Source organism: Niallia oryzisoli, from assembly GCF_043641075.1.
Lineage (GTDB): Bacteria > Bacillota > Bacilli > Bacillales > Cytobacillaceae > Bacillus_BD > Bacillus_BD oryzisoli_A.
This window is the reverse complement of sequence record NZ_JBHZRC010000020.1, coordinates 1-24,390: the sequence shown is the minus strand read 5'-3', so window position 1 is coordinate 24,390 and position 24,390 is coordinate 1. Positions and strand designations below refer to the sequence as shown.

Annotated in this window: 22 protein-coding genes and 1 rRNA gene; 3 read left to right on the top strand and 20 right to left on the bottom strand. The window is 42.7% G+C overall.

All coding sequences use genetic code 11. The features are described from left to right. Positions 1–55: 55 nt before the first annotated feature. From ACHUFV_RS26050 to fdhD, 17 genes are all read right to left on the bottom strand, one after another. A complete protein-coding gene (locus ACHUFV_RS26050) occupies positions 56–1,399 on the bottom strand; it encodes a 2-hydroxycarboxylate transporter family protein (RefSeq protein ID WP_394239356.1) in 1,344 nt (447 codons plus the stop codon). 120 nt (positions 1,400–1,519) lie between these two features. Beyond that, complete coding sequence (locus ACHUFV_RS26045) at positions 1,520–2,227, bottom strand: response regulator (protein WP_394239355.1); 708 nt, start codon at positions 2,225–2,227, stop codon at positions 1,520–1,522. Between the two features lie 11 nt (positions 2,228–2,238). Then, positions 2,239–3,822 (bottom strand): DcuS/MalK family sensor histidine kinase, encoded by a 1,584-nt coding sequence (gene dcuS / locus ACHUFV_RS26040; protein ID WP_394239354.1) that lies wholly within the window; start codon positions 3,820–3,822, stop codon positions 2,239–2,241. Positions 3,823–3,986: 164 nt separating this feature from the next. Beyond that, entirely contained in the window at positions 3,987–4,682 is a 696-nt protein-coding gene (locus ACHUFV_RS26035; protein ID WP_394239391.1) for a Crp/Fnr family transcriptional regulator, read from the bottom strand. Positions 4,683–4,713: 31 nt separating this feature from the next. Next, the gene (locus ACHUFV_RS26030; RefSeq protein ID WP_394239353.1) at positions 4,714–6,612 is read right to left on the bottom strand and encodes a heavy metal translocating P-type ATPase; all 1,899 of its coding nucleotides are present in this window, start codon (positions 6,610–6,612) and stop codon (positions 4,714–4,716) included. 172 nt (positions 6,613–6,784) lie between these two features. Further along, on the bottom strand, positions 6,785–7,006 hold the full coding sequence (locus tag ACHUFV_RS26025; RefSeq protein ID WP_394239352.1) for a heavy-metal-associated domain-containing protein: 222 nt from the start codon (positions 7,004–7,006) through the stop codon (positions 6,785–6,787). 686 nt (positions 7,007–7,692) lie between these two features. After that, a complete protein-coding gene (locus ACHUFV_RS26020; RefSeq protein WP_394239351.1) occupies positions 7,693–8,712 on the bottom strand; it encodes a MoeB/ThiF family adenylyltransferase in 1,020 nt (339 codons plus the stop codon). A 5-nt stretch (positions 8,713–8,717) separates the two neighbouring features. After that, complete coding sequence (moaD, locus tag ACHUFV_RS26015; protein ID WP_394239350.1) at positions 8,718–8,951, bottom strand: molybdopterin converting factor subunit 1; 234 nt, start codon at positions 8,949–8,951, stop codon at positions 8,718–8,720. Then, on the bottom strand, positions 8,944–9,408 hold the full coding sequence (locus ACHUFV_RS26010; protein WP_394239349.1) for a molybdenum cofactor biosynthesis protein MoaE: 465 nt from the start codon (positions 9,406–9,408) through the stop codon (positions 8,944–8,946). Before ACHUFV_RS26010 ends, moaD begins: the two co-directional genes overlap by 8 nt. A gap of 95 nt (positions 9,409–9,503) precedes the next feature. Then, positions 9,504–11,423 carry a molybdopterin biosynthesis protein gene (locus tag ACHUFV_RS26005; protein ID WP_394239348.1) on the bottom strand — a complete coding sequence of 640 codons (1,920 nt, stop codon included), beginning with the start codon at positions 11,421–11,423 and terminating at the stop codon, positions 9,504–9,506. Between the two features lie 10 nt (positions 11,424–11,433). Then, positions 11,434–12,648 carry a molybdopterin molybdotransferase MoeA gene (locus ACHUFV_RS26000; protein WP_394239347.1) on the bottom strand — a complete coding sequence of 405 codons (1,215 nt, stop codon included), beginning with the start codon at positions 12,646–12,648 and terminating at the stop codon, positions 11,434–11,436. Next, positions 12,635–13,270: a molybdenum cofactor guanylyltransferase gene (gene mobA / locus ACHUFV_RS25995; RefSeq protein ID WP_394239345.1), complete on the bottom strand. Its 636-nt coding sequence runs from the start codon at positions 13,268–13,270 to the stop codon at positions 12,635–12,637. The genes ACHUFV_RS26000 and mobA overlap by 14 nt, the downstream gene beginning before the upstream one ends. Positions 13,271–13,283: 13 nt before the next feature. Next, positions 13,284–14,081 carry a formate dehydrogenase accessory protein FdhE gene (locus tag ACHUFV_RS25990; protein ID WP_394239343.1) on the bottom strand — a complete coding sequence of 266 codons (798 nt, stop codon included), beginning with the start codon at positions 14,079–14,081 and terminating at the stop codon, positions 13,284–13,286. 211 nt (positions 14,082–14,292) lie between these two features. Continuing rightward, on the bottom strand, positions 14,293–15,042 hold the full coding sequence (locus ACHUFV_RS25985) for a formate dehydrogenase subunit gamma (RefSeq protein ID WP_394239341.1): 750 nt from the start codon (positions 15,040–15,042) through the stop codon (positions 14,293–14,295). After that, positions 15,032–15,856 carry a 4Fe-4S dicluster domain-containing protein gene (locus ACHUFV_RS25980; RefSeq protein ID WP_394239339.1) on the bottom strand — a complete coding sequence of 275 codons (825 nt, stop codon included), beginning with the start codon at positions 15,854–15,856 and terminating at the stop codon, positions 15,032–15,034. Before ACHUFV_RS25980 ends, ACHUFV_RS25985 begins: the two co-directional genes overlap by 11 nt. Then, positions 15,856–18,834: a formate dehydrogenase-N subunit alpha gene (gene fdnG, locus ACHUFV_RS25975; protein WP_394239337.1), complete on the bottom strand. Its 2,979-nt coding sequence runs from the start codon at positions 18,832–18,834 to the stop codon at positions 15,856–15,858. Before fdnG ends, ACHUFV_RS25980 begins: the two co-directional genes overlap by 1 nt. Positions 18,835–18,886: 52 nt before the next feature. Next, entirely contained in the window at positions 18,887–19,663 is a 777-nt protein-coding gene (fdhD, locus tag ACHUFV_RS25970; protein ID WP_394239335.1) for a formate dehydrogenase accessory sulfurtransferase FdhD, read from the bottom strand. A 530-nt stretch (positions 19,664–20,193) separates the two neighbouring features. Here fdhD and ACHUFV_RS25965 point away from each other — a divergent pair. The 3 genes from ACHUFV_RS25965 to bshB2 all read left to right on the top strand — a co-directional run bounded on the left by ACHUFV_RS25965 (position 20,194) and on the right by bshB2 (position 22,775). Then, positions 20,194–21,192, top strand: a complete 999-nt coding sequence (locus tag ACHUFV_RS25965; protein WP_394239390.1) for an NADPH:quinone oxidoreductase family protein — start codon at positions 20,194–20,196, stop codon at positions 21,190–21,192. Positions 21,193–21,657: 465 nt separating this feature from the next. Continuing rightward, positions 21,658–22,008, top strand: coding sequence for a YojF family protein (locus ACHUFV_RS25960; RefSeq protein WP_394239333.1), 351 nt, complete (start codon positions 21,658–21,660; stop codon positions 22,006–22,008). 101 nt (positions 22,009–22,109) lie between these two features. Further along, the gene (gene bshB2, locus ACHUFV_RS25955; RefSeq protein ID WP_394239389.1) at positions 22,110–22,775 is read left to right on the top strand and encodes a bacillithiol biosynthesis deacetylase BshB2; all 666 of its coding nucleotides are present in this window, start codon (positions 22,110–22,112) and stop codon (positions 22,773–22,775) included. A gap of 76 nt (positions 22,776–22,851) precedes the next feature. Here bshB2 and ACHUFV_RS25950 read toward each other — a convergent pair whose 3' ends face one another. The 3 genes from ACHUFV_RS25950 to rrf all read right to left on the bottom strand — a co-directional run bounded on the left by ACHUFV_RS25950 (position 22,852) and on the right by rrf (position 24,212). Then, the gene (locus tag ACHUFV_RS25950) at positions 22,852–23,118 is read right to left on the bottom strand and encodes a hypothetical protein (protein ID WP_394239331.1); all 267 of its coding nucleotides are present in this window, start codon (positions 23,116–23,118) and stop codon (positions 22,852–22,854) included. Between the two features lie 149 nt (positions 23,119–23,267). Then, positions 23,268–23,936, bottom strand: a complete 669-nt coding sequence (locus ACHUFV_RS25945; RefSeq protein ID WP_394239329.1) for a DNA alkylation repair protein — start codon at positions 23,934–23,936, stop codon at positions 23,268–23,270. A 159-nt stretch (positions 23,937–24,095) separates the two neighbouring features. Continuing rightward, positions 24,096–24,212 (bottom strand): 5S ribosomal RNA (gene rrf / locus ACHUFV_RS25940). Between the last annotated feature and the right edge of the window lie 178 nt (positions 24,213–24,390).

The following is a 24,390-nucleotide window of genomic DNA, read 5'->3' as shown; positions in this document are numbered from 1 at the left end:
AAGTTCATCTGAATATACGAGTCTATTTATAAACGCTTGTCTTTAGCGTTTTTGATTAGCTGAGCGCTTTCATTAATAACGTTGCTAGAATAACCGTTGAAGCACCGCCAAGTCTTGTTGCAACCTGCGCAAATGGCATTAAAGACATACGGTTTGAAGCGGAAAGAATCGCTACATCACCTGTACCTCCTAAACCACTGTGGCAGCCAGTTACAATCGCAGCGTCAACTGGGTACATTTTCATGAACTTGCCAACAACATAGCCTGTCCCTATCATGGCTAAAACAACAGACATGCAAACAATAATATAAGGAATCGTAACTAGTTTCACTACATCCTCTAATGGAATATATAAAAGGCCTAAACCAACCATTAATGGCCAAGTCAAACTTCCTGATACAAATTTATATAAGTGAAAAGCACCTTGTTCCATTGATGCAGGCATAACTGAAATCGCTTTAATAAGTGCGGCTAATATGATCATTAAGACTGGTCCTGGGATACCAAGGAACTCATGTGCCAAACCACCAAAGATAAATAAAGTAGTTGCTATTAATAATCCAGCTCCCATTAGTTGGAAATTGACAGGTTTATTAATCGTTGTATCTCCTGTCATTCCGTCTCCGCCTTTTGCTTTAACCAATACACCATTACCAGAAAGATGCGGTTTCTTTTCACCGACTCTCATTAAAATACCCGCACAAATAACGGCTACAATATTCCCGATAACAGCGGCCGGAATCATTTGAGCAACAAAGGTTTCCGCAGAGTCTCCTAAAATCGAAGAATAGGCCAATGATAAAGGTAAGATTCCTTCACCAATTCCTCCTCCAATAATTGGAACAATAATATAAAATACGGTATGTTCCCAGTCATAGCCGAATAATGCACCGACTCCTATTCCTACTACTACTGAAGCCATTGTACCTAAAACAAGTGGGACAAACATTTTTACTAAACCTTGGATCAATGCAGTTCTGTTCATTCCCAAGATGCTTCCACATACTAATACGGCAATATACAAATATAGAAAATTTGAGGTTTTCATTAAGGTATGTGCTGCATTCATAGCTGCTGGATTCATAAAATCTAAGAAAACTAGCGTTGATGGCACTAATAAGGATAAAATAGCCGGTCCACCAATATCTTTTAGAATGGGAATTTTCATTCCGAGGTCACCGAGTAGGATACCCATGATCATAATCACTGCAAAACCGCCAATCATATCATTTGGCAGTGATCCCCTGTATGATGCTCCAAGAATAATGGCTGCTAAAACTACATAAAGCGGTAATGGTATAATTCCTATCTTATAATGTGCTATTTTTGTTAAGAGACTCTGGCCCCCACCAGTCGACTCTACTTGTGGAATCGTTTCCAACTTTCTTGCTGGTTCCATCATTACAACCCCCTAATAGTTGATAAGCCAATCATATTTGATATCAGAGTTTTCTAATAGATTATGTAATTAATGTAAGCGTTTAAGAAACCATAAAAAAGTAAGCAGCCTTTTAGCTGCTTACAAATATTTTTTTATTAAGTGCTCCTCATATTTATTAATTTCATATTGGTATACAGGCCTGCCGACTGTTCCATGGATAATGCGTTCCTGCAATACGCCAATGTCCGTCATAAACTTTAAATATTTCCGGACAGAGACACGGGAGATTCCAACCATTTTAACAATGTCCTCTGTTGAAAAGTACTCCTCCTTAAGCGAGCTAATGGCTTCCCAAATTTGTTTTAACGTATTATTAGTCAAACCCTTTGGAAGATTCTCCAAAACTACTTTTTCTTTAATATGAAAAAATTGCTGATCCAGCTCTTTTTGGCTTATTACCTGCTGGTCCTGTATAAACCTTGCCTTTTCCTTATAAGCAGTCAGGGTTTTATTTAGGCGTTCAAATTCAAATGGCTTAATTAAATAATCAACAACTCCATATCTTATTGCCTTTTGTATCCTCTCAATATCTGACGCAGCAGAAATCATAATGACATCTATATCCATCTCATTTTCACGCAAATAAACTAACAGCTCTAATCCATTCTTACCGGGCATAAAAATATCCAGCAGAATCAAATCAACCGGCTGTTTTCTAATCACTTCGATTGCCCCATCAACTGTAGAGGAAACGGCAACTAACTGAAATCCCTTTATTTCTCCAATGTAGCGTTTATTAAATTCTGCAACCATTGGATCATCTTCTACAATCATTGTCCGAATCATTTTCCTCCTCCTTAACTGTAGTATGGAATATATACGATAAACTCTGTACCTTGACCAGGTTTAGAGGAAATAATAAATTCACCCTCTAATTTAGTTAACGATTGAGTGACTAAATGTAACCCAAGTCCTCTATTCTGCCCTTTTGTCGAGTATCCTTTTTCTAGGACTTTATTTTGCTCATCCTCTGTCATCCCGTTCCCTGTGTCCGAAACCACTATTGTTAAAATATCATCAGCGTATTCAAAAACTGCTTCAACTCTTTTTATCGGACAATCCATTACAGCGTCTATTGCATTATCAATTAAGTTTCCTACTATTGTAATCAACTCATGAACAACTTCATATTCCTGCGGTTTAGGAATAGGATGTTCGCTTGAAAAATGAAGCTCCACACCCGCCTCCCTTGCATAGCTTAACTTTCCAATTAAGAAGCCTGCCAGGACAGGATCCTTCATCATTCTGGACACAAAGTTGATTTCATTGCTGCGATGATCGACTGTTTCACTGATATACTCAGACAGCTCATCATAATTTTTCATATGGACCATTCCAAGAATCACATGGAGCTTATTCATGAACTCATGGGCCTGAGCTCGAAGTGCGTCTGCATAAAGCTGTACGCCCGTCAGCTGCTCCGCTAATTGACGCATTTCTGTCTTGTCACGGAAAGTTGAAATGGCACCAACCGTTTGTTTATTCAGGACAATCGGAACCCGATTGACTAATAAAATAACTCCATTGATTTCCTGCTCCTCATCGTGCTCCGCTTTACCTGACCTAATCACATTCGTCATGCGGGATGTAGACATATACATGTTAACATCCTTTCCAATCGGCTGTTCATCAAGCCCTGCCTTTTTAAATATGGCTAAGGCCGATTTATTAACGAGTGTAATTCGAGAATCTTGATCAGTCGCGATAATCCCTTCACGTACAGAGTTCAACATAGCACTTCGTTCTTCCACTAATCTGGCGATTTGAATGGGTTCCAATCCCAACAAAATTTTCTTTATGTATCTTGCTAAAACAACAGCCCCGATAATTCCAATTAATAACCCAAGACCAATCCCTATTAAGATTCCTTCACGGCTTTTATCCACAGACTTCTCTACATTCTCAAGAGTGATTCCAACAGCTACAGCACCTATCTGTTTCCCATCATCCATAACGGGTGTAAAGGATCTTAAAGAACGGCCTAATGTACCTTTAGAAATCGATACATGCTCTTTTCCTTGTAAAACAGGCCCCTCATCACCACCCCGAAAATGCTTTCCTACTAGACTTCTGTCGGGATGAGACTTCCGTATCCCGGCCATATCCATGACCACAACAAATTCTACATTTGTTGCTGATTTAATGCTATTTGCAAATGTCTGGATATCTGATTCATCACCTTGACCATTCAAACCTTCCACAACAAGCGGACTTAGCGCTACCATTCTGGCGACATTGGTAGCTTTCTCAGACTGATTGTCTTCAACTGTATCAGCCACTAATTGACTAATCAGTATTTCGGTTATCAGCAGTGATACAAAGATGACTGCACAAACCAAAAAGATGATCGTATTTTGTAGGCTTACTTTTCCTTTATGCATTACTTCCTCCTAAGCGCACCATGTTCAACAAAACCCTGCCTCCAATTGCTCTGACATGAATATTCAACCTATTTACTATAGTAGAATGCAGGTATTTTTTAAAGTATGAAAAAAAGGGATACACATAGGCGATCCCTTTAAAGCATCGTAGAATTATCAGCTAATCAAATAAGCAGCAGACCGTCCAAATCGATAATTTTTATTTTCCGCTGGCCGTTTTGTTTAATAATCCCCGCATCCTCAAGTTCTGCCAGCTTGCGACTGATCGTTTCGGGGGTCGTACCCAAATAGGAGGCGAGATCCTTTTTGCTCATCGGGAGTGTTACTTCCATTGTCGCTTCTTCAAGAAGCTCGGAGAGAAAGAGCGCAATCCGGGTTTCTACCTTTTCCGTTGCAAAGCGGGTTGTTTGCTTCTCTGACTGCTCTAAGCGGCTCGAAAACTCTGCGAGAATTCTTAATGAAATAGACGGATATTTTAAAAGAAACTCCTGTAAATCTGACCTTTTAATCATGCAAACCTGTGTATCAGCCATTGCCTCCGCATATGATTCATGAATGCCTTCATTAAACAAGGCCAGCTCGCCTGTAAAATCACCAGGATTAAGAATCCGCATAAGCTGTTCCTTTCCCGATTCGGACAGACGGTATATTTTAATTTTTCCCTTGCTCACGATATAAAGGGAGTCCGATTCTTCACCCGCCTTGTAAATGATTTCCCCTCTTTTGTATGAGGAGGAATGAGCAGTATACATAACCTCATCCATCTGCTCTGCTTCTAAATGATTGAAAATCGGTACCAACGAGATACACTGCTTGTGATGATCGTGGGTATGACATTGGGTATGATGGTGCTGTTCCATTCTATTCACTCCCATTCTTAGCCTGCTAAGCCTACGCAACTGCCTCCCGGAGTGCTGCTTCAGACGTCTCTTTCTTTTTATTAAAGCGAATTAATCTCATTGCATTTAAAATAACCAGAAGTACACTAGCTTCGTGTATAAACATTCCGGAAGCCAGATGAACCGAACCGACTAAAACACCGAGCAAAAGTATAAAAACAATGCCGACTGCAAAGTACGTATTCTGCTTCATATTTGCAATCGTTGCCTTCGAAAGGGAGTGCGCGTGCGACAGCTGCTCAAGCTTGTCCGCCATTAAAACGACATCAGCTGTTTCCATTGCGACATCTGTGCCGCCTTCCCCCATTGCCAGTCCAATATCCGCAGCTGCAATCGCCGGCGCGTCATTAATTCCGTCTCCAGCCATCGCGACAACATGGCCTGCTTCCTTTAATCTCTTTACATAGTCTACTTTATTTTCCGGTAATAATTCTGCATAGTATTCGTCCATTCCTAGTTTTCGTGCAACAAGTGCTGCTGTATGCTGATTGTCTCCTGTTAGCATGATCATTTTCTTAATGCCATTTTTTCTTAATTGAGCTAAAGCACTTATCGCATCTTCACGAATCGTATCAGCAATTGAAATAACCCCTGCCAGCTGCCCATCAATTGCTGTAAAAATAGCTGTGTTTCCCGCTTTTTCCTGACCCTCTGCATAATGCGCAGCCTCTTCTGAAATGACGATGTTCTCACTTTTCATTAGCCTGCGGTTCCCAATGACTAGAACACTGCCATCCACTAAGGCTGTAACGCCCTTTCCCTTAATGACTTTTCCGTCCACTGGCTTTTCTTTGATGCTTAATTTTCGGGCCATGGCTTCTTTTACAATTGTCTGACCTAAATGATGCTCGGAAATGGTTTCAGCCTGCGCTGTTAATTGCAGGAATTGATTTTCTTTGACGTTCTGATCGAACAGTTTGATTTCCGTAACCTCAGGCTTTCCCTTTGTCAATGTGCCTGTTTTATCTAAAACAAGGGTATCCACCTTCGAGAAGGCATCCATAACCTCCCCGCCTTTTACAAGCACGCCATTTTTTGCACCATTTCCAATTCCTGCTACAGTTGACACCGGTGCGCCAATCACCAATGCACCTGGACATGCCACTACGAGGAATGTGATGGCCGTATGAAGATCTCTCGTTAAAACATAGACGAGGATTGATAGTATGACGACGGATGGTGTATAAATCGTGGAAAATCGATCTAGAAATTTCTCCGTTTTCGACTTCGATTCCTGCGCTTCCTCCACCAATTCAATGATTTTAGCAAATGTCGTATCATCACCGACCTTCTCGGCTCTTATTTCCAGATAGCCGTTGTCGACAAGCGTCCCGCTAAATACCTTATCGTCTGTTTTCTTTGCCCGTGGCACCGATTCTCCTGTGATAGCTGCCTCATTTAGGGATGCATGTCCAGAAATGACCATCCCGTCCACCGGCACTTTTCCTCCAGAGCGGATGATGACCGTATCGCCCACCTCTACATCCTCGACAGGAATATTCGTTGGTTCTCCGTCTCGAAGTACAATAGCTTCCTGCGGAGCCATATCCACCAGTTCTTTAAGGGAAGAGCGCGTTCTTTCCAGCGTTCTTTTTTCCAGATAATCTCCAAACAAGAATAGGAACGTGACAACCGCTGACTCCGTATACTCCTGAATTACGAGTGCTCCGATCACTGCAATGGTCACCAATAGTTCAATACTGAACGCCTTCATTCTTAGGGCCTGGAACGCTTTGATAAAAATGGGTATGCTGGCAATGATGGTTGCTAGAATAAGAGCTATTGTTTTCATAGTTGCGCTGCCTAAAAGCCCTGCTATCAATCCCGTAATGATGAGAAGAAATGAAATAGCCGTTAAATGAGATTTGTGTTTGTTTATGGCAACTAGCATTTATGGTATCCTCCTTTATTCTGGGAAATCCGTTGTTTATACCTATATACTAGACTTCTTTTCTTGTAAAAGAATTGACGGACATCAAGATTGATACCTTTTTTTCAGTAAAAAAAAGACTTATATCCGAGGACATTGCCTTGGTTATAAGTCTCCTTTTTCCATTAGTAAGCTATAAAACCTTTGCCGATATTACCTCATAACCAAGCTTTTCAATCGTTTCCTCCAATTGAGTAGCCTCCACTTTCGTTCCATCAAATTCTGTCTTTACCTTGCTTGAGTTAAATAGTACTATAACAGATTCAACTCCTGCCGTTTTCGTAAGCGTTGATTCGATTTTTTTAATACAAGACGGACAGGTTAACGGTTCTAATTGAAATACGGCTTTTGTCATGTTAGGTTCCTCCTCTGATTGATTATAGGTTTATTTTAGAGGAGTTTTGAGTGAAAAAAATTGATAGGAATCAAGTTTGGGATTTTTTGTGCAAATGTAGGTTTCAAACTGATGCTCGGGCATTATCAACTCTCGGATAGTTCCCAAGCGGCTGTTTCTATCCTCGGTTCGGGCATTATCAATCCCTGATAGTTCCCATTTGTCAGGTTCTATCCCCGTACCCGGCACTATCAGTCCACCATAGTTCCCAATCAGCTGGTTCTATCCTCGGTTCGGGAACTATCAATCCCTGATAGTTCCCATTTGTCTGGTTCTAATCCCGTACCCGGCACTATCAATCCACCATAGTTCCCAAGCGGCTGGTTCTATCCTCGATTCGGGCACTATCAATCCCTGATAGTTCCCATTTGTCAGGTTCTATCCCCGTACCCGGCACTATCAGTCCACCATAGTTCCCAAGCGGCTGTTTCTATCCTCGATTCGGGCACTATCAATCCCTGATAGTTCCCATTTGTCAGGTTCTATCCCCGTACCCGGCACTATCAGTCCACCATAGTTCCCAATCAGCTGGTTCTATCCTCGGTTCGGGCGTTATCAACTTCCAATAATGCTGATCCACACTCCACTCAGCAATAAAACCCCCAAAAAAGAGGACAAACCCCAAACAGGCTCATCCTCAATTCCTACTACCCAAGTATCTTATTATACAAAGTCTTCGCAGCCGTCATATCCTTTGTCCCGTGCACCAACGCACGGCCATCTTTAAAAATAACAACCCGCTCATCCTTCATCTCAACAGACAAAAGATACGGATTTCCTTTTACAGTATAACCAAGTGCCCCAAGCTGCTTGGCCAGCTCATCCAGCTGGATTTTCAGCGGCTTTGGCGGGCGGACCTGCACCGTATCGCGGCCACACAAAACGGTTGATTTCGTCTGATTCTCCGCTTCTAAAAACGGATACGTCGGATCCTCACCGCAGGATAAACATGATTCATCCTTCGCCTTCCCCACCTTGATGCTCGAATACTGATTTCGCCACAAATCAAAGCTGACAAAGGCTGGACGAACGGCCTCCCAATCCTCAACCAAAATTTTCAACGCTTCAGCCACCTGATGGGATACCACCATCCCAACGGCAGGAGAGATTACCCCGACTGTATCACATGTCATCCCCTGAATCGGAAGCTTCTTCAGCAGGCAATTCAAACAGGGAGTTTTCCCAGGTATAATCGTAAAGCTCATGCCGTAGCTGCCTACACAAGCTCCATATATCCAAGGTATCTTACATTTTTGCGAAATATCATTAATCGCAAGCCTTGTCTCAAAATTATCGGTAGCATCGAGAATTAAATCCTTTCCAACAGCAAGCTCTGCCAGCTTCTCGGGATTTGCATCACCAATCACAGCATGAATCGTAACATCGGAATTAATCTCTTGCAAACGCTTCTTGGCAGCAGCAGCCTTTGGAAGCTTCAGTGCCACATCCTGCTCCGTATACAGCTGCTGGCGCTGCAGATTGCTTTCCTCAACATAATCCCGGTCCACAATCGTCAGCTCGCCAACACCGGCCCTCGTAAGCATCTCTGCACTTCCGGAGCCAAGTGCCCCGGCTCCAATAATCAGCACATGCTTCCCACGGATCTTCTCCTGACCGTCCTTCCCAATCGGGGAAAATAAAGTTTGACGGGAATAACGTTCACTCATCCCGATCACCCCCCGCTGACAGGAGGAATAAACGCAATCGTGTCGCCTTCCTTGATAACCTCATCATCGTCGGCAAACTCCTCATTCACCGCCGCCATCACAGCATCTAATTTCTGAATCCCATGGGCTTCAGCAAGCTGCTGCTTTAATTCAGCAATCGTTTTTCCTGCCGCTTCCACTTCCACACTTTCCTCGCCAACTGCATCACGCAAATGGGCAAAAAATAGCACTTTATTCATGTAAATCAGCCTCCTCAGGTTTTCCGGTTGGATAAGAGACTGTCTCCTTCTGGTTTCCAATCCATTCCTGACCGTCTTCCCAATGTTCCTTTTTCCAGATTGGGACAATTTCCTTGATTCTTTCAATTGCATAACGGTTCGCTTCATAGGCATCGGCACGATGTGGGGTGGAAACAGCAATTACAACCGCCACATCCGTGATGTCGAGCTTTCCAACCCTGTGCGAGATAGCGACCTCTGAGCCCGGCCACCTTTCTTCGATTTCCTGCCCAATCTGCTCAAGCTTTTTGACAGCCATTGATTCATAGGCCTCATATATAAGATAAAGCGTCTTCTTTCCGTGGGTTAACTCTCTTACTGTGCCGATGAAGGTAGTAATCGCGCCTGCTTCACGCTGTACTACCTTGTCAATCACAGACTGAATGTTAATCGGCTCTTTTGAAATTTCATAATTCATCTATTATACCTCCGCTCAAAGTGAAGCTTCTATAGTGGGGGTCTCACGACTCACAAAAGGGCGCAGCGTTACTAGTCCACCGGCCCATTGCAGCTTTAGCTGAAAAATACTGGCTCCGGATGATCCATCACCACATAGCCGCCAATCTCCAGAACGTCATGTTTAAACCTATCGCTTTGGATGACCTCAATCAGCCTTTTCCCCTGCTCGCTTTCGAAAAATTCCTTCGTCATCAATAATTCATAGCTTTCGTCTGAAACCGGTACAAAATCAAGCCCCATCGTTTTAGCAGCTGAATAGATGCCCAAGCCGACAGCATTCTCATCTACCTTTACCTCTGCTGCGACGCTTAAATGTGAGAACATTTCCCGCTGGTAACCGATGATAGTCTCAGAGGATAAGCCCCTCTGTTTTAACAGCATATCAAATAGGATTCTTGTTCCCGCTCCTTTTTGCCGGTTAACAAAATGGGCTTCCTTTTCCGCAATATCCTTCACGGTTTCAATCCCTAACGGATTTCCCTTCGGCACAAGCCAGCCCTGTTTTCTTTTTAAAAATGGATAAAGAACAACTTCCTGACCCGCTAAGAACCGCTTTATGTACGGAATATTATAGGTGTTTGTGTCCGGATCGAGAAGATGCGTGCCCGCAATATGGGCCTCGCCCTTCTTAATCGCCATCAGGCCGGCCATGCTGCCAACATGGGACGATATGATTTTCGAATGAAAGTCCAGCTCCTTGAGATGCGATGATAGCATATCAATTGTTAAATCGTGACTGCCGTTAAACACAATGGCCTGTTTGATTTCGGCACGCGGCTTTAACAATTCAATTTCGACCTGTTCACCCTGTTCAAACCCTAAGGAATGAGACGGAATCAACAGCATGCCGTCCGCCTTTACAAGCGACATCGTCACGCCGGCTGCACGCGGCAGCGGGTTGGCGATGTATTCTCCGTTCACATAGCCAATACTCATGCGGATAAAATCCTCCGCCCCCATCGTTCCAACAATCCGACGGCCCAGCTTCACGGTCAACGTTTCCCGCTTTGGCACCGGAATCTGGAGATAATCACAAATTAACGGCTGCACAAACCATTCAAGGTCTAAATAAGCTGATACCGGATACCCCGGCAGACCGATAACAATTTTATCCTTAATTCTACCTAAAATGACGGGCTTCCCTGGTCTTGTTGCCACCCCATGGGTAAAGACCTCGCCAAGCTCTTCAATAATATGGACCGTATAGTCCTCAGAGCCTGCAGAAGAACCCGCATTAATAATGACAATATCAGACTCTTCAACTGCATGAAGCAATGCCTGCTTAATCTCTTCGGGACGGTCCTTTACAATCTCAGAAAGCTTAGGCTCGCCGCCCCATTCACGGATATAATTGGCCATAACAGAGCCGTTGAACTCAACCAATTTCCCTGGCGGTGTTTCCCCATCCGGAAAGACAAGCTCATCACCTGTTGGAATGATGCTGACAACTGGCTTTTTCACAACCGGAACCTCAATCCGCTGTGAAGCTAAAAGCACCCCGATATCAACCGGACGGATTTTGTGCCCCTGAGGAAACAGCATTTCCTCTTGGATAATGTCCTCACCAATTGGACGGATATGCTGCCATGGAGAGGCCGGCTCGATAATTTCCACTGTTTCTTCATCGATTTCGTCCACATGTTCAATCATGATTACCGCGTTATAAGGGGAAGGAATCTCATTTCCCGTGTTCACATAAACAAAGCCCTCTCCCAGCTTTAGCTGAACCGGGTTCTGCTCATGTGCTGAAAAGGTCTCCTCTGCCTTTACCGCGATTCCATCCATGGCCGAAGCATGATAGTGCGGATTGGACATTTTTGCAAAGACCGGATAGGCCGTTACTCGTCCCAGCGCCTCCGTACTGAAGATGGTTTCCGTTCTCCGCTCAGTTGAAAATGCACGCAGCAGCTCATCTAAAGCCTCCTGCCGCGGTGTATCCTGCAAATAGATTTTTCGTTTATATTTCTTTGTCATCCTAATCACCTCACCCAAATAATCTGACTGAAACAAGGTCGCCTTTAAGCACACCTTCGCTTCGTGATGGAATTTCAATCAAGCCTTCACTTTTGACAAGTGTTGAGATCAAGCTAGATTTTCCGATGATAGGTTCAGCGTACCATTGATTATCTTTATAGATGAGACGCGCTCGAATATAATCACTGCGGCCCGGTGTGGACGGCAGATTCTTTGTAACGATGGCCCGTGCCAGATTTTTTTCTTCTCTTACCCAGCCCTGCAGCTTATGTAAAATGGCTTTGCCAAATAGATGAAAAATAACAATTGCGGACGCCGGATGTCCAGGCAGGCCGATGATTGGTTTATCGTTTGCTGACGCCAGAATGGTCGGTTTCCCCGGTTTAATCGATACCCCGTGGACAAATACACCGGGTGTTCCAAGGGAATCGATGACCTCTACGGAATAATCCTTCGTACCAACCGAGCTTCCGCCTGATAAAATCAAGCAGTCCACCCTCTCAAGCATTTCCTGTGCCTGTCTTTCCAGCTCTTCACGGCTGTCCTCGATAATTCCGCCATAAATAAACTCACAACCCCACTCAGAAACAAGGGAGCCAATCGTAATCCCATTCATATCACGAACCTGTCCAATTGCAAGCTCCTGCGTTTCAATCGGCACAATTTCGTCACCTGTGGAAAGATAACCGATTACAGGCTTCCGGTAGACGGTTACTTCTCTAATTCCCTGTGAAGCCAAGGCTCCTAATTCCTGCGAACGCAGCTTCATGCCTGCTGTTAAAAGCTGTTCACCTTCTTTTAAGTCCTCACCGATGGAAATCACATTTTCCCCTGGCGCGACCTGGCGATACAGATTCAACAGCCCGCTTAAATCCTCGCAATGCTCGATCATAATGACAGCATCACTTTCATCTGGAAGCATTCCACCTGTCGGAACATAGATGGCTTCACCGTCAGCTAGAGCCTTTTCCGGCTGTTCTCCCATCTTCACTTCACCAGCTACCGTTAAAAATCCAGGCATGCTTTCCGATGAACCAAATGTATCCTTTGCCTTCACAGCATAACCGTCCACAGACGAACGGCGAAATGCCGGTACATTTTCCTTGACCGTAATATCCTCGGCCAATATGTAATTTAGCGCTTCATGTAGCGGCTTTGTTTCTTTTTCTGTTAGAGGTTTGATCATTTCTTCAATGAGAGAAAAGGTCTCCTCAACTGTTTTCACCTGAAAAAACTTCATCTATCTCACTACCTATCCTTTTCGACATAGTAAACGCCTTCTCGTATTCATTACGGTCATTCATATTAAAAAAGTAAATCTCTTCATCAGGCAAACCGAGTGATTCTAGTAAATCATTCTTTACTATTTTAACATGAATACTATGTAAAAAGTGTCTAATACGCAGCTGGTTTTCATCGAGTGCTTTTGTCACGGCTCCCTTAACATCCTTCCGGTAAGCCGCAAAAAGAGGATGCAGCCGTCCGGATATTTCCGGTACAGCCGCTTGGTAGTCCTCTAAACAGGATAATAAATAGGTCCCTAGATCAACAGAGATAAACGGCATATCACAGGCCACAATCAAATTATGCTCTGTTTTCGAAGCAGACAATCCGGCCTCAATCCCGGCAAGGGGCCCCATGCCCTTCCATTTGTCCTCTGTCATGGGCAGGTGCAGAAATTTGTAATCGTCAGGTGTGTTTGTCACAATAAGCAGTTCATCTGCCGTCTTTTCTAGGCTTTCCGCAATCCCTTCAATCACGGTTTTCCCATTTAGTGTAAGCAGTGCCTTATTCGTACCCATTCTGCTTGATTTTCCCCCAGCAAGGATGATTGCCGTTGTCTTCACTTCACTTCACCTCTTAATGCTTTTCGTTTTCTGCTAATCCGTAGCCATTTTCCTGCGCAATATAGTCTAAATGAATCGTTTGTAAATCGAGAATTTCCGGTGCAGGCACCTCAAGCATTTTTCTAGTATCAATTACTTTAGTATACCCTTTACATGATTTACATGCATAAATTTCCGCACGCTCATCCTCTTCAAGCTTTAATACAACTACTTCACCCTGTGCATCAGATCCACAGTGTGCGCAGGCAATCTTCTTCTGCTCCCATTTTGTATGGCATCGCGGACAGAGCAGCGCCTTTTTTCCATCTTTATTGATAAGCGCCAAACGTACTGGCTCACCGCAGCATGGGCAGCCACCCGCATGACCCTGCTTCGGAAGCTCATCCTTTAGCTCAATGGCAGATTTCTGCAAATAAGGTCGTACGGCATGCTCGGCTGCATATAATGGCAGCCATTCAGGCACAAGGTGTTTCTCAGCCCAGTCAGCAAAATAATACGTATTGACGATTAGTGCTTCATGAAACCATTTTGTTAATGTTTCATCGTCTAACCCAGCCTCGATTTTAGCTAAATCCTCGCTTAATTCCGGTTTATTTTCCTTTAGGACTTGAAAAAGGTCCTGTAAAAAAGAATGATAATCCTTTTCATTAAACTGTAAATCAATCTGTGGAAGAAGCGGAAATTGCTTCACATCTAGTTTCTCTTTTTCCACAATCGTTTGCTGTGATAAAGCCCCCACCCATCGTGTATATAATACGCTAATTTCCTCTTGCAGCTTCATATATTCCGGACTGATAATTTCTGTTTTCATCTATTCTTCACCCCATGTTATTCTTTCGCAAAATAAAAGAGACTGACTCAGAATGCTGCCTGACTCCCACAAACAAACATATCTAGAATGGAACCAATTGTTGATGCCTAGATATTGTATTGTGGGGGTCTGACCTTTCTTCCTACGAGTCAGCCTCTCTTTCTTTATAAAATTACTTTATTCTCTTTTAAGTTAACTCTATACTCTTTAATTATGCACCTTTATGGTGATCATTTTTAGGATCCAAATCAAGCTTCTTTTCTTCTTCAACGATATCATTATACCAATTTGTGTGGTGATGCTTCGCATAGTCCTCAGAAACCCAGCCTGTTGTCATTCCTTCTAGTGATGCCTTTGATGATGGATTCGAACTGGATAAGTAAATATGTCCGACTACCACCATCAAGGATAAACCTAACGCAATATTATGCATTGGATAGGACCAATCAATCACCCATCCTGGGAAATAACCTGGGAACCACATGACAATACCTGATCCAACAAACATAAAGAATGTTGCAATTTGCATGAGAGAATTTAACTTTTCCCCGCCGCTGATGAAGTCCTGTGGCGGATTTTTTGTTTTAAAGCCGAACATATCAAATGGGAAGTTCATTAAATATTTAATGTCATGCTTGCCCCATTTAAAGGCATTTCTTAACCATAAAGACATGCTTTTTCTATCAAAAACAAGCATATAGATTGGCATGAGGATAAAGATAACGGCTGCAACTCTATGAATGATACGAGCCATTGCTGGGCCGCCGAATAATATATACAGCCAGTCAAAGAACTCCGTGTACATCGCTAGCCCTGATAAATAGAGAACAAAGTAGGCTCCTGCAAACCCCCAGTGAAAGATTTGAAAATGGATGGTAAAGCGTTTAACCTTGCCATCTTTTATTTTTCTTTTTTCCTTGTTCTTCATCAGATCTACAATTTGCATCAGATTATCCTTCATGGTGGTCTTCACCTTCCTTTCCTCTATTCTTCAGTTTTAATGCACCCTGTACTGCCATTGCACTAAGAACCCCAAATGTAGTTGCTCCAACCGCGAGCTTACCTAATGGCTGGGCCCAGTCCTTCCAGATGACCTGAGACAGCTTTACCTGTGGATCTTCAGGAAGTCCATACACAGACGGCTTTTCTGCTAAAAGATATACCGTTGTTGTTCCGTCAATTCCCTGCGGGTTATAAATATTTGCATTTGGATAACGTTCTTTTACCTTTGCTAAACGAGCTTTTGCATCGCGAAGAACCTCATCCTTCTTACCAAATACAAGGCAGTCTGTGTGACAGGCTGTAACACATGCCGGCTGCAGTCCGTTTTCAAGGCGGCTTGTACAAAGATCGCATTTCTGTGCTAAACGGTATTCCTTGCCCTTCTTATCTTTGTAAGTAGCAAGCTGAATCACATCAAAGTAACAGCCTTGTACGCAATAGCCGCAGCCAACACATTTATCATGATCAATCACAACAGAACCGAATTTTGTTGTGCTAATGGCATTTTCAGGACATGCCATCTCACAGCCCGCAGTATTACAGTGTAAGCAAGCAGAGTGGCGGAACAGCCAGTCAAAGCTGCCATCACTTCTTTCATGCTCATCATAGGTGATTACATTCCAAGTATTTGCAGTCAATCCTGCATGTGATTGAATACTTCCGTGAAACTCCTCTGGTTCAGCAGGAAGGTCATTCCAGTTTTTACAGGCTACCATACAGGCACGGCAACCGTCGCACTTCGTCACATCAACAAACTTTACATAATCTGACATTATTTAGCCCTCCTAACATCACATAGGAACGCCTTATATTCTGGAATAAATGAGTTTGCATCCCCAATATGTGGAGTTAAACGGTTTGCAATCGCACCCTTTGCAATTCCTTTAAAGCCGTACTGCCATATCATTCCGATTTGGTGAACCGTTTTGTCCTTCAACTTGAATGGTTTGAACCGCTTTGTCACCATTGCGTAAGCTTCGATTTCATCACGGACCGTCGAAATGATAATTTTATCTTTATTTTTAATACCCTTTTCCTTTGCTAGCTCTTCACTGATTTCAACAAACATATGCGGTGCAAGCTCAGCAAGAAACGGCATATTGCGTGTGATTGTTCCTGACTGCCAATGCTCGGAAACACGGTAGGTTGTAGCAATAATCGGGTATTTGGAAGCATCTCCTTTGATGCTCAGCTTCTCTTCACCAAACTGTACAGCAGGGTTTAATTGAACGCTTGAGAAAGCATTTGAAATCGGATTTTCATATGGTTCATAGTGTTCAGGGAATGGGCCTTCGTTCATCTTAGGTGAGTAAAGAGCTCCCTTTCCGCCTTCCATCATGATAAATGGATCAATAAAGGTTGGATCGTCCGGACCCTTTGTTGCAACAAAGTCAGGAACATCAAAGCCTGTCCATTTTCCTTGAACGGCATCCCATTGAATTCCGATTCGGTCCTGACTCCATGCTTTTCCATTCAAGTCGGCGCTTGCACGGTTATATAGAATACGACGGTTCATCGGCCAAGCATAAGCCCAATTTAAGAAATTGCTCATGCCTTCATTTGTATTGTCACGGCGTTTTGCCAAGTTTTCATTCCCTGGATAGAAGCCGCAGTATATCCAGTTACCACTGCATGTAGACCCATCATCTTTCAAATCACCAAAGCCCTTAATCTGCTGCTTTGTGACCATGTCATAACCATTAATTTCTTTATTAATCAAATCAAGATCCGGATGGTGCTTATCAGGTCCATAATTCCATGTGAGTGCCTTGATCGGCATATCTGCTGGTTTTGCACTGTCTTGATAAAGCTCTTTTAGACGAAGTGCAAGCAGATGTAAAATATGCAAATCTGTTTTGGATTGCCCTTTTGGTTTAATTGCTTCCCAGCGATATTGCATCCAGCGGCCTGAGTTTGAAATAGAACCTTCTTTTTCCATTGATCCACAGGCAGGCCAGTAGAATACTTCGGTTTGCACCTTTTTAGGGTCTGAGCCCGCTTCCTCCTGCCAAAATGCCGCCGTTTCAGTTTCCCAAAGGTCACACACAACAAGCCATTTCAAATTTGCTAATGACTTTCTTCCTTCACTTGCATGCGGACCGCCAACAACAGGGTTTGAACCAAATAAGATCATCCCTTCAAGCTCTTTACGGTACATCGCATCGAATAGGCGCAAATAGGAATAGTTCTTACTTGCAGCAATCTTTGGCATCCAGTGGTAGCCAAATTCATTTTCGGCCGTTGCACTTTCGCCATAAAGTGACTTCAGCATACTTGTATAAAACTTCGGCTTATTCACCCAATAACCTGACTTCGGAGTGATACGATCAAGGAAGCCTTGATACGTTGTATCTGATGATGTCGGTACTTCCATGTATCCAGGAACGTTATGGTACAGAAGACCAAAGTCCGTTGAACCTTGTACGTTTGATTCCCCGCGAAGTGCGTTAACACCGCCGCCGGAAATACCAATATTTCCAAGTAGAAGCTGTAAAACAGCAAAGATACGTACGTTTTGCGAACCAACCGTATGCTGCGTACCTCCCATTGCATAAAGCAAGGTGCCGGCTTTTCCTGCTTGGCCTGTACCTGCGAATGTTTTACAGATCTCTAAATACGTTTTCTTATCTGTTCCTGTTACACCAACAACTGTATCCACATCATAGCGTTCATAATGCTTTTTCATCAGCTGAAGTACGCAGCGTGGATCACTTAATGTTGGGTCAGTTAAAACATTTCCCTCTTCATCTGTTTGAAATGCCCATTGCTTCTTATCATAGCTTCTTGTTGATTCATTATATCCGCTGAACATACCATCCTCGAAGTTGTATGTGTCAGCTACAAGATAAGCAGCATTTGTATAAGAGGCAACATATTCTTTATGGTAAAGCTCATTATCTAAAATATATTTAATCATTCCGCCCACGAACGCAATATCTGTTCCGGAACGAAGCTGGCCATAGATATCTGCCATTTGTGAGGTTCTAGTATAACGCGGGTCAACTGAAATCAGCTTCGCGCCATGTTCCTTTGCTTTTGTAATCCATCTAAAACTGATTGGATGATTCTCAGCAGGGTTTGCTCCAATAACCAAAAGCACATCTGCATATTGAAGATCATTCCAATGGTTTGTCATTGCTCCACGACCGAACGAAGGTGCCAGACCGGCAACCGTTGAACTATGTCATATTCGGGCCTGGTGTTCTATATAGGATAGTCCTAAACCACCGCGCATTAGCTTTTGCACTAAATAACATTCCTCGTTATCCAGCGCTGCACCGCCTAAATAAGCGATTGAATCTGTTCGATTGACAATCACACCGTTTTCCTCATGAATAAAGGTATGGTCACGTGTTTCTTTAATTCTTTGTGCCACTTTATCAATTGCAAACTCCCAATCTACTTCTTCCCACTTATCGCTTCCCGGTGCACGGTACATTGGTGTTGTCCAACGTTTATCTGTTGTATATTTCTGACGGATATTTGTCCCTTTACTGCAAAGGGTACCTTCATTAATCGGATGATCCGGGTCCCCTTCTGTATAGACAACATCTGTTTCACTTGCATATACTAGGATCCCACATCCAACTGCACAAAACGGACAAATAGTCGGCGTTGGTGTTAATTGAGCAATTTTAAACTTGCCTGAAGCTGCTTTTGCTTTTTTATCATCAAAGCCTAGCTCAACAACTGCAAGTGTTGCTGCCATGGCACCAGATATTTTTAGAAACTGCCTTCTGGTTACTTCCATGCTTCTTTTCCCCCTAACTTAATGAACCTCATAGTAGTTTTCAATAACCCATTTATGGTAGAACCCTTAGATTAGGTTGAGTTCCCGTCTGATCTGTGACATCATCGATGACCCTGCCTTTTGATGTATAGACAATGGCCATTTTTCCCCGTAAATAGCCTACCAGCTCAATATTTAAGTACTTTGCCAGCTGGATGGCCTGTTTTGTCGCTGCTGTTCTTGAGCCGATCATAGAAAATCCAAATTTAGCTGCCTTTGAGAGCATTTCATAAGAAACTCTTCCTGTTGTCAGCAAAATTAAATTCTTTGGATTCAGACCCTGTCTTACCGCGTGGCCGATCACTTTATCTACCGCATTATGGCGGCCAATATCCTCCCGAATGACCATGTCCCCTGATTCATTTACAATACAAGCCCCATGCATGCCGCCTGTTTCCAAATAAAGCGGTGAGTTTTTTGCGAATTCAGCCCGCATTTTTAACAGGTAACTCAGCTTATATGTTTTTTTACTTTGAACCTTCGTGAAGTTTTTGACGTCTGTCATTGAAAAGAAGGTGACCCCTCTTCCACAGCCTGCCGTATAATGCTTTTTCTTTGTAAGCATTTTCTCAGCGTCCATTTCACTCTCTAATACAACACGAATGGCGCCAAAGTCAGAATCGACTTTAAGCGACTGAATATCATTCCTATGTTCAATCAGGCCTTCAGAAAACAAGTATCCATAAGCCCAGTCCTCTAAATCCTGATTGGTTAATTGAAATACTGCTACTTCATATCCATTCACTATAAGCGTAATGGGATACTCCTCCGGACAACTCTTTCTGTGCATATCCTTCACCTCTTTCATTTCTTAAAAATGAAATGGTCAGCCCTGTCAGCGTTTTTTTATAAGAAAATAACTGCCAATATGGGTTCCTTTTTTATGTTTGAGATTCCATACCTTCCTGTTTTATAACAGTGGATAAATGCTTTATTGGAATCCCATACCACTATCCTAATGCTAATTTCCTGCATGGACAGTAACATTTATCACCCCAAAAAAGGTGAATATGGCTTTCCTGTGAACAAAACCACCCTTTGACAAAATAAATCTCACTTTTACAGCAAGAAATAAAAGCATTCTACTCATTGTCCAAGGGCAGTTTATTGATATAATGGAATAGGAAAAAATGCTTTGCTGAAGGGAATCATAAAAAATTGTGGCAGTTTGTCGAAAATTGATAAGCTTAGCACTTGAGGAAAAGGTTCATAAGACATTGCCCACGAAACTTTACAGCATTGGAGGAATAATCCTGGCAATGAAAAAGGCAGTAGCAATTCGAAAGCCCTTTCAGCATGATTCAAAATAAAGGAGCTATCATGATGGCAGAAACATTCAAAGCATTAATCGTTGATAAAAAAGAAGCTGATTTCAGCGTATCAATTAAGGACGTTACATTGCAGGAATTACCTGAGGCTGACGTACTGATTAAGGTAGCCTATTCCGGCATTAACTACAAGGACGGGTTAGCATCAACACCGGATGGTAAAATTGTCCGTTCCTATCCATTTGTACCTGGGATTGATTTAGCTGGTACGGTTGTTACCTCTTCAGACCCCCGCTTTAAAGAGGGAGATGAAGTAATTGCGACAAGCTATGAAATCGGTGTGTCCCATTTCGGGGGATACAGTGAGTATGCTCGCATCCCTGGAGATTGGATTGTCCCGCTTCCTAAAGGACTGACATTGCGGGAAGCTATGGTGTATGGAACTGCTGGATTAACTGCAGCACTTTCTATCCAAAGACTTGAGGATAACGGGGTGACTCCTGAAAAAGGAAAAATCCTTGTGACAGGTGCAACCGGCGGTGTCGGCAGCTTAGCTGTTTCAATGCTTGCCAAATTAGGCTATTCTGTTGTCGCAAGCACCGGCAAAGAATCGGAGCATAAATTTCTACGTGCGTTAGGTGCTTCAGAAGTGATTTCTCGTGAAGATGTACATAACGGTAAAATCAAAGCGCTCGATAAACAGCTATGGGCAGGTGCCGTTGACCCTGTCGGCGGTGAAACATTGGCTGCTATTATCAGTAAAATTTCATATGGCGGTTCTGTTGCTGTGAGCGGTTTAACAGGCGGCGGCAATGTGCCAACATCTGTTTTTCCTTTTATCCTCCGCGGCGTGAATTTGCTTGGCATTGACTCTGTTTACTGCCCAATGGAGATCAGGGAAAAGGTCTGGAATCGTATGGCAGACGAATTAAAACCGGAAAACCTGTTACAAAATATTCAAAAGGAAATTACACTTGAGGAGCTTCCGAAGAATCTCCCTATTCTATTAAAGGCCCAGGCACGTGGAAGAATATTAGTGAAGATTTCATAGAGGGAAAGTCCTTCATCCTAGTGATGAAGGACTTATTGTTTAAATAGCGCCAGGGTTTTGTCCTTCAAACACCCTTTGAGGTACATTTTTTGTGGACTTTTCCTATCTTTTGTCCTTCAGACAGCTCATGAAGGACATTTTATGCGGATATATCCCGCCTCTTGTCCTTCAAACGTCCCATGAAGGACATTTTACGCCCGTTCTCCCAACATTTTGTCCTTCAGACGCCCTTTGAAGGACATTTTTCGTGGATCTTTCCCGCCTTTTGTACTTCACTGCAGTTATGAGGGACAACTAACATGTGTTTCCCTTAAATTCTGTCTTTCATCGCCTTTATGGAAGAACGAATCAATCCTCCATCTCATAAATTCAAGCTTAAAATTTCGCTTTTCTGCCACATTTTTAGTAAGATAAAACTATCGTTTTTTTCATGAACCATTCTGAAAGGGAAAGGAGGCTGAAAAAATGGAACCAGTTATCGTAGAAACAGTCCAAAAAGAAATAGATAAAAATGCTAATCAGGAAGTGTACCTTCATCTTGAAACGACTGCTGGTGCATATGCTTCTCATTTCGATGAGAAAGTCTTCTCCTCTGGAGCCTATATCCGTAATGCACTTGTTCAATATGAGAGAGGAAAGATTGCAGGAACCGGCCCTTCTTACCGAGTTGGCCTAAAAACGCAAATTGGCTGGATTTATGCAGAAGGTATTACACATTTTGAGGTAGACTCAGATGGGAGATTGCTATTAGCAGGCCATGACTATCAAGGAAAACTTGCTGTCTGCCTTGAAATTAGCTTAAAGCCCTTTGAATAAATGACCGCTCAAACTATAGGCGAAATCGCCACGAACTTATGTATATAACTTGAACGACGGAGTAAAAAAACAATAGTAAGGAGCTAGATTGAATGGATAAAATGGAAAAAGAACAGCATGTCTTAGTTGTTCTTCCCCACCCTGACGACGAAGCATTCGGTGCGTCCGGAACCATTGCCGCTCATATTGCAAATGGAACTCCTGTCACCTATGCTTGTTTAACACTCGGTGAGATGGGCCGTAACTTGGGTGACCCGCCATTTGCTACCCGTGAGTCATTGCCGTTAATCCGGAAAAAGGAACTGCAGAATGCGGCAAGGGTACTGGGGATTCAAGATTTAAGAATGCTGGGATACCGCGATAAAACGGTTGAATTTGAGGACGAGGAGAAGCTGATTCAAGATTTCACTTCCATTATTGAGGAAGTACATCCAACGTTAGTCATCAGCTTTTATCCTGGTTATGCTGTTCACCCTGATCATGATGCAACAGGGGCAGCTGTAGTAAAAACGTTGGAACGAATACCAGCGAGCAAAAGACCGAAGCTGCACTGCATTGCTTTTGCCCATGGCTGTGAAGAGGAAATTGGTCAAGCAGATATCGTATATGACGTAAGCAAGGTGGCACAAACGAAAATGGACGCTATCTTATCACATGCCTCACAGGCACAATTGATGGTAGCGAATATGAAGGAAAAGTATCAACAAGGTGACCTTGAAGTATTAACAAGAATAAATACAGAGCGATTCTGGACATATAAATTTTAATAAAAATGGGGCTGTCTCAATGACAACCCCACTTTTTTTATATTAGAACGCTTCGCTTAGGCTTTTCCAAAAAAATCTATCTTTCAAAACCAAGTCTTAAATGCTGCTTCAATTGATTAATTTCCGGCTTAATAGGTGCCAGTGTAATGGATGATAGAAAATTTACAGAGCTTTCTATCGCTAGTTTATCTTGCTGCTTACCAATCAATGTTTCGAGTCGATCCAGGATTTCAAAGCTCTTCATGATTTTGCTGTTACGGACAGGCATCGTTTCAAGCTTCACTCTGATTGTACTTAATAAATTGCCAACTGCTTCTGTTTCATGTTCTTTCTTTTTCACCATGGATCATTCTCCTTCCCAGATTAAGAAAATGCTTCTTGGTCATTCATTTTTTATTTAGAGAAACTACAAGTTGTAACTTGTGTGACTACCATTATACAAAGAGCCATCATAATAATCTATTCAAACGACTTCATAAGTTGCAAATTCTTTTACGGTAAATATTTACTTCCTTCCCTTATGCTTAATGGTGCCAATGAGTGGCTGTTGATAAACTCTCTAACCGATTCCGGGTGTGTTTTTGAATATTCACGAAGGGCCCAGCCGATGGCCTTTTGGATAAAAAATTCCTTACTTTCAGCATTGCTTTCAATATAACGGTATAGCAACACTTCGTTTGTATTGCCTTTGTACTTGAGCTGGAACAATAGAGCAGTTCGTCTTAGCCATAAATTCTCGCTGATTGCCCAGCTATCAATACTCTCCGTTATGACCTCAGGGTATTTTTCAGCAATGGTTCCGACCGGCTTCTGTGCAAGCATATCCACTGTATCCCACCACGATTTCGTTGTAATCAGTTTCTCAAAAAACGGAAGATCCTCTTTGACAAGCTTCTTTAACGACCTTCCTATATAATCAATGGCCGCATATTGATATTCCCTTTCAGGCTGCTGCCATAGCTCGAGTACAACATCATGTTGAAAATCTAACTTTAATATGCCACTTTGCTGATAAAAAAGCTTTGTCAGCTTGTTCCTTTCAGGTGTTTTAATCCCAAGAAAGGGAAACAAATTTTTCATATACTTTTTCATCGGCTCCGCATTTTGCTCATTTCGTTTGTTTTCAAAATGAAAGGTAAGTGTTGCTAGTACTTCATTCATTATGTATGCTCCTCTCTACGCAGTGCCCAATTTCTATTCTCATTATGTACAGAATATATTAATTTTAGTAAGTGAGTAATATGTATCCACTTTTACTTTACCCGAAAAACTCCTTTTCTGCATAAAAAAAAGAGCACCTAGTTAAGGTACTCTTCGTTTGCCTGGCGGCGTCCTACTCTCACAGGGGCGCTTGCCCCAACTACCATCGGCGCTGAGAAGCTTAACTTCCGTGTTCGGGATGGGAACGGGTGTGACCTTCTCGCCATTGTCACCAGACTTGTATAACATTCTTTCAAAACTAAATAGAAGTCAAATAAGAAGCAAAATATCATTTTTATTGATCAGCTGCAGCGCCTAAACGCCTTCGCAGACAATTGTGGTTAAGTCCTCGACCGATTAGTATTTGTCAGCTCCACGTGTCACCACGCTTCCACCCCAAACCTATCAACCTGAT

Excerpts from the sequence above, each read along its gene's own strand:
- ACHUFV_RS26050 (WP_394239356.1), bottom strand. The coding sequence starts at position 1,399 with ATGGAACCAGCAAGAAAGTTGGAAACGATTCCACAAGTAGAGTCGACT.
- ACHUFV_RS26045 (WP_394239355.1), bottom strand. The coding sequence starts at position 2,227 with ATGATTCGGACAATGATTGTAGAAGATGATCCAATGGTTGCAGAATTT.
- dcuS (WP_394239354.1), bottom strand. The coding sequence starts at position 3,822 with ATGCATAAAGGAAAAGTAAGCCTACAAAATACGATCATCTTTTTGGTT.
- ACHUFV_RS26035 (WP_394239391.1), bottom strand. The coding sequence starts at position 4,682 with ATGGAACAGCACCATCATACCCAATGTCATACCCACGATCATCACAAG.
- ACHUFV_RS26030 (WP_394239353.1), bottom strand. The coding sequence starts at position 6,612 with ATGCTAGTTGCCATAAACAAACACAAATCTCATTTAACGGCTATTTCA.
- ACHUFV_RS26025 (WP_394239352.1), bottom strand. The coding sequence starts at position 7,006 with ATGACAAAAGCCGTATTTCAATTAGAACCGTTAACCTGTCCGTCTTGT.
- ACHUFV_RS26020 (WP_394239351.1), bottom strand. The coding sequence starts at position 8,712 with ATGAGTGAACGTTATTCCCGTCAAACTTTATTTTCCCCGATTGGGAAG.
- moaD (WP_394239350.1), bottom strand. The coding sequence starts at position 8,951 with ATGAATAAAGTGCTATTTTTTGCCCATTTGCGTGATGCAGTTGGCGAG.
- ACHUFV_RS26010 (WP_394239349.1), bottom strand. The coding sequence starts at position 9,408 with ATGAATTATGAAATTTCAAAAGAGCCGATTAACATTCAGTCTGTGATT.
- ACHUFV_RS26005 (WP_394239348.1), bottom strand. The coding sequence starts at position 11,423 with ATGACAAAGAAATATAAACGAAAAATCTATTTGCAGGATACACCGCGG.
- ACHUFV_RS25990 (WP_394239343.1), bottom strand. The coding sequence starts at position 14,081 with ATGAAAACAGAAATTATCAGTCCGGAATATATGAAGCTGCAAGAGGAA.
- ACHUFV_RS25985 (WP_394239341.1), bottom strand. The coding sequence starts at position 15,042 with ATGAAGGATAATCTGATGCAAATTGTAGATCTGATGAAGAACAAGGAA.
- ACHUFV_RS25980 (WP_394239339.1), bottom strand. The coding sequence starts at position 15,856 with ATGTCAGATTATGTAAAGTTTGTTGATGTGACGAAGTGCGACGGTTGC.
- fdhD (WP_394239335.1), bottom strand. The coding sequence starts at position 19,663 with ATGCACAGAAAGAGTTGTCCGGAGGAGTATCCCATTACGCTTATAGTG.
- ACHUFV_RS25965 (WP_394239390.1), top strand. The coding sequence starts at position 20,194 with ATGATGGCAGAAACATTCAAAGCATTAATCGTTGATAAAAAAGAAGCT.
- ACHUFV_RS25960 (WP_394239333.1), top strand. The coding sequence starts at position 21,658 with ATGGAACCAGTTATCGTAGAAACAGTCCAAAAAGAAATAGATAAAAAT.
- bshB2 (WP_394239389.1), top strand. The coding sequence starts at position 22,110 with ATGGAAAAAGAACAGCATGTCTTAGTTGTTCTTCCCCACCCTGACGAC.
- ACHUFV_RS25950 (WP_394239331.1), bottom strand. The coding sequence starts at position 23,118 with ATGGTGAAAAAGAAAGAACATGAAACAGAAGCAGTTGGCAATTTATTA.
- ACHUFV_RS25945 (WP_394239329.1), bottom strand. The coding sequence starts at position 23,936 with ATGAATGAAGTACTAGCAACACTTACCTTTCATTTTGAAAACAAACGA.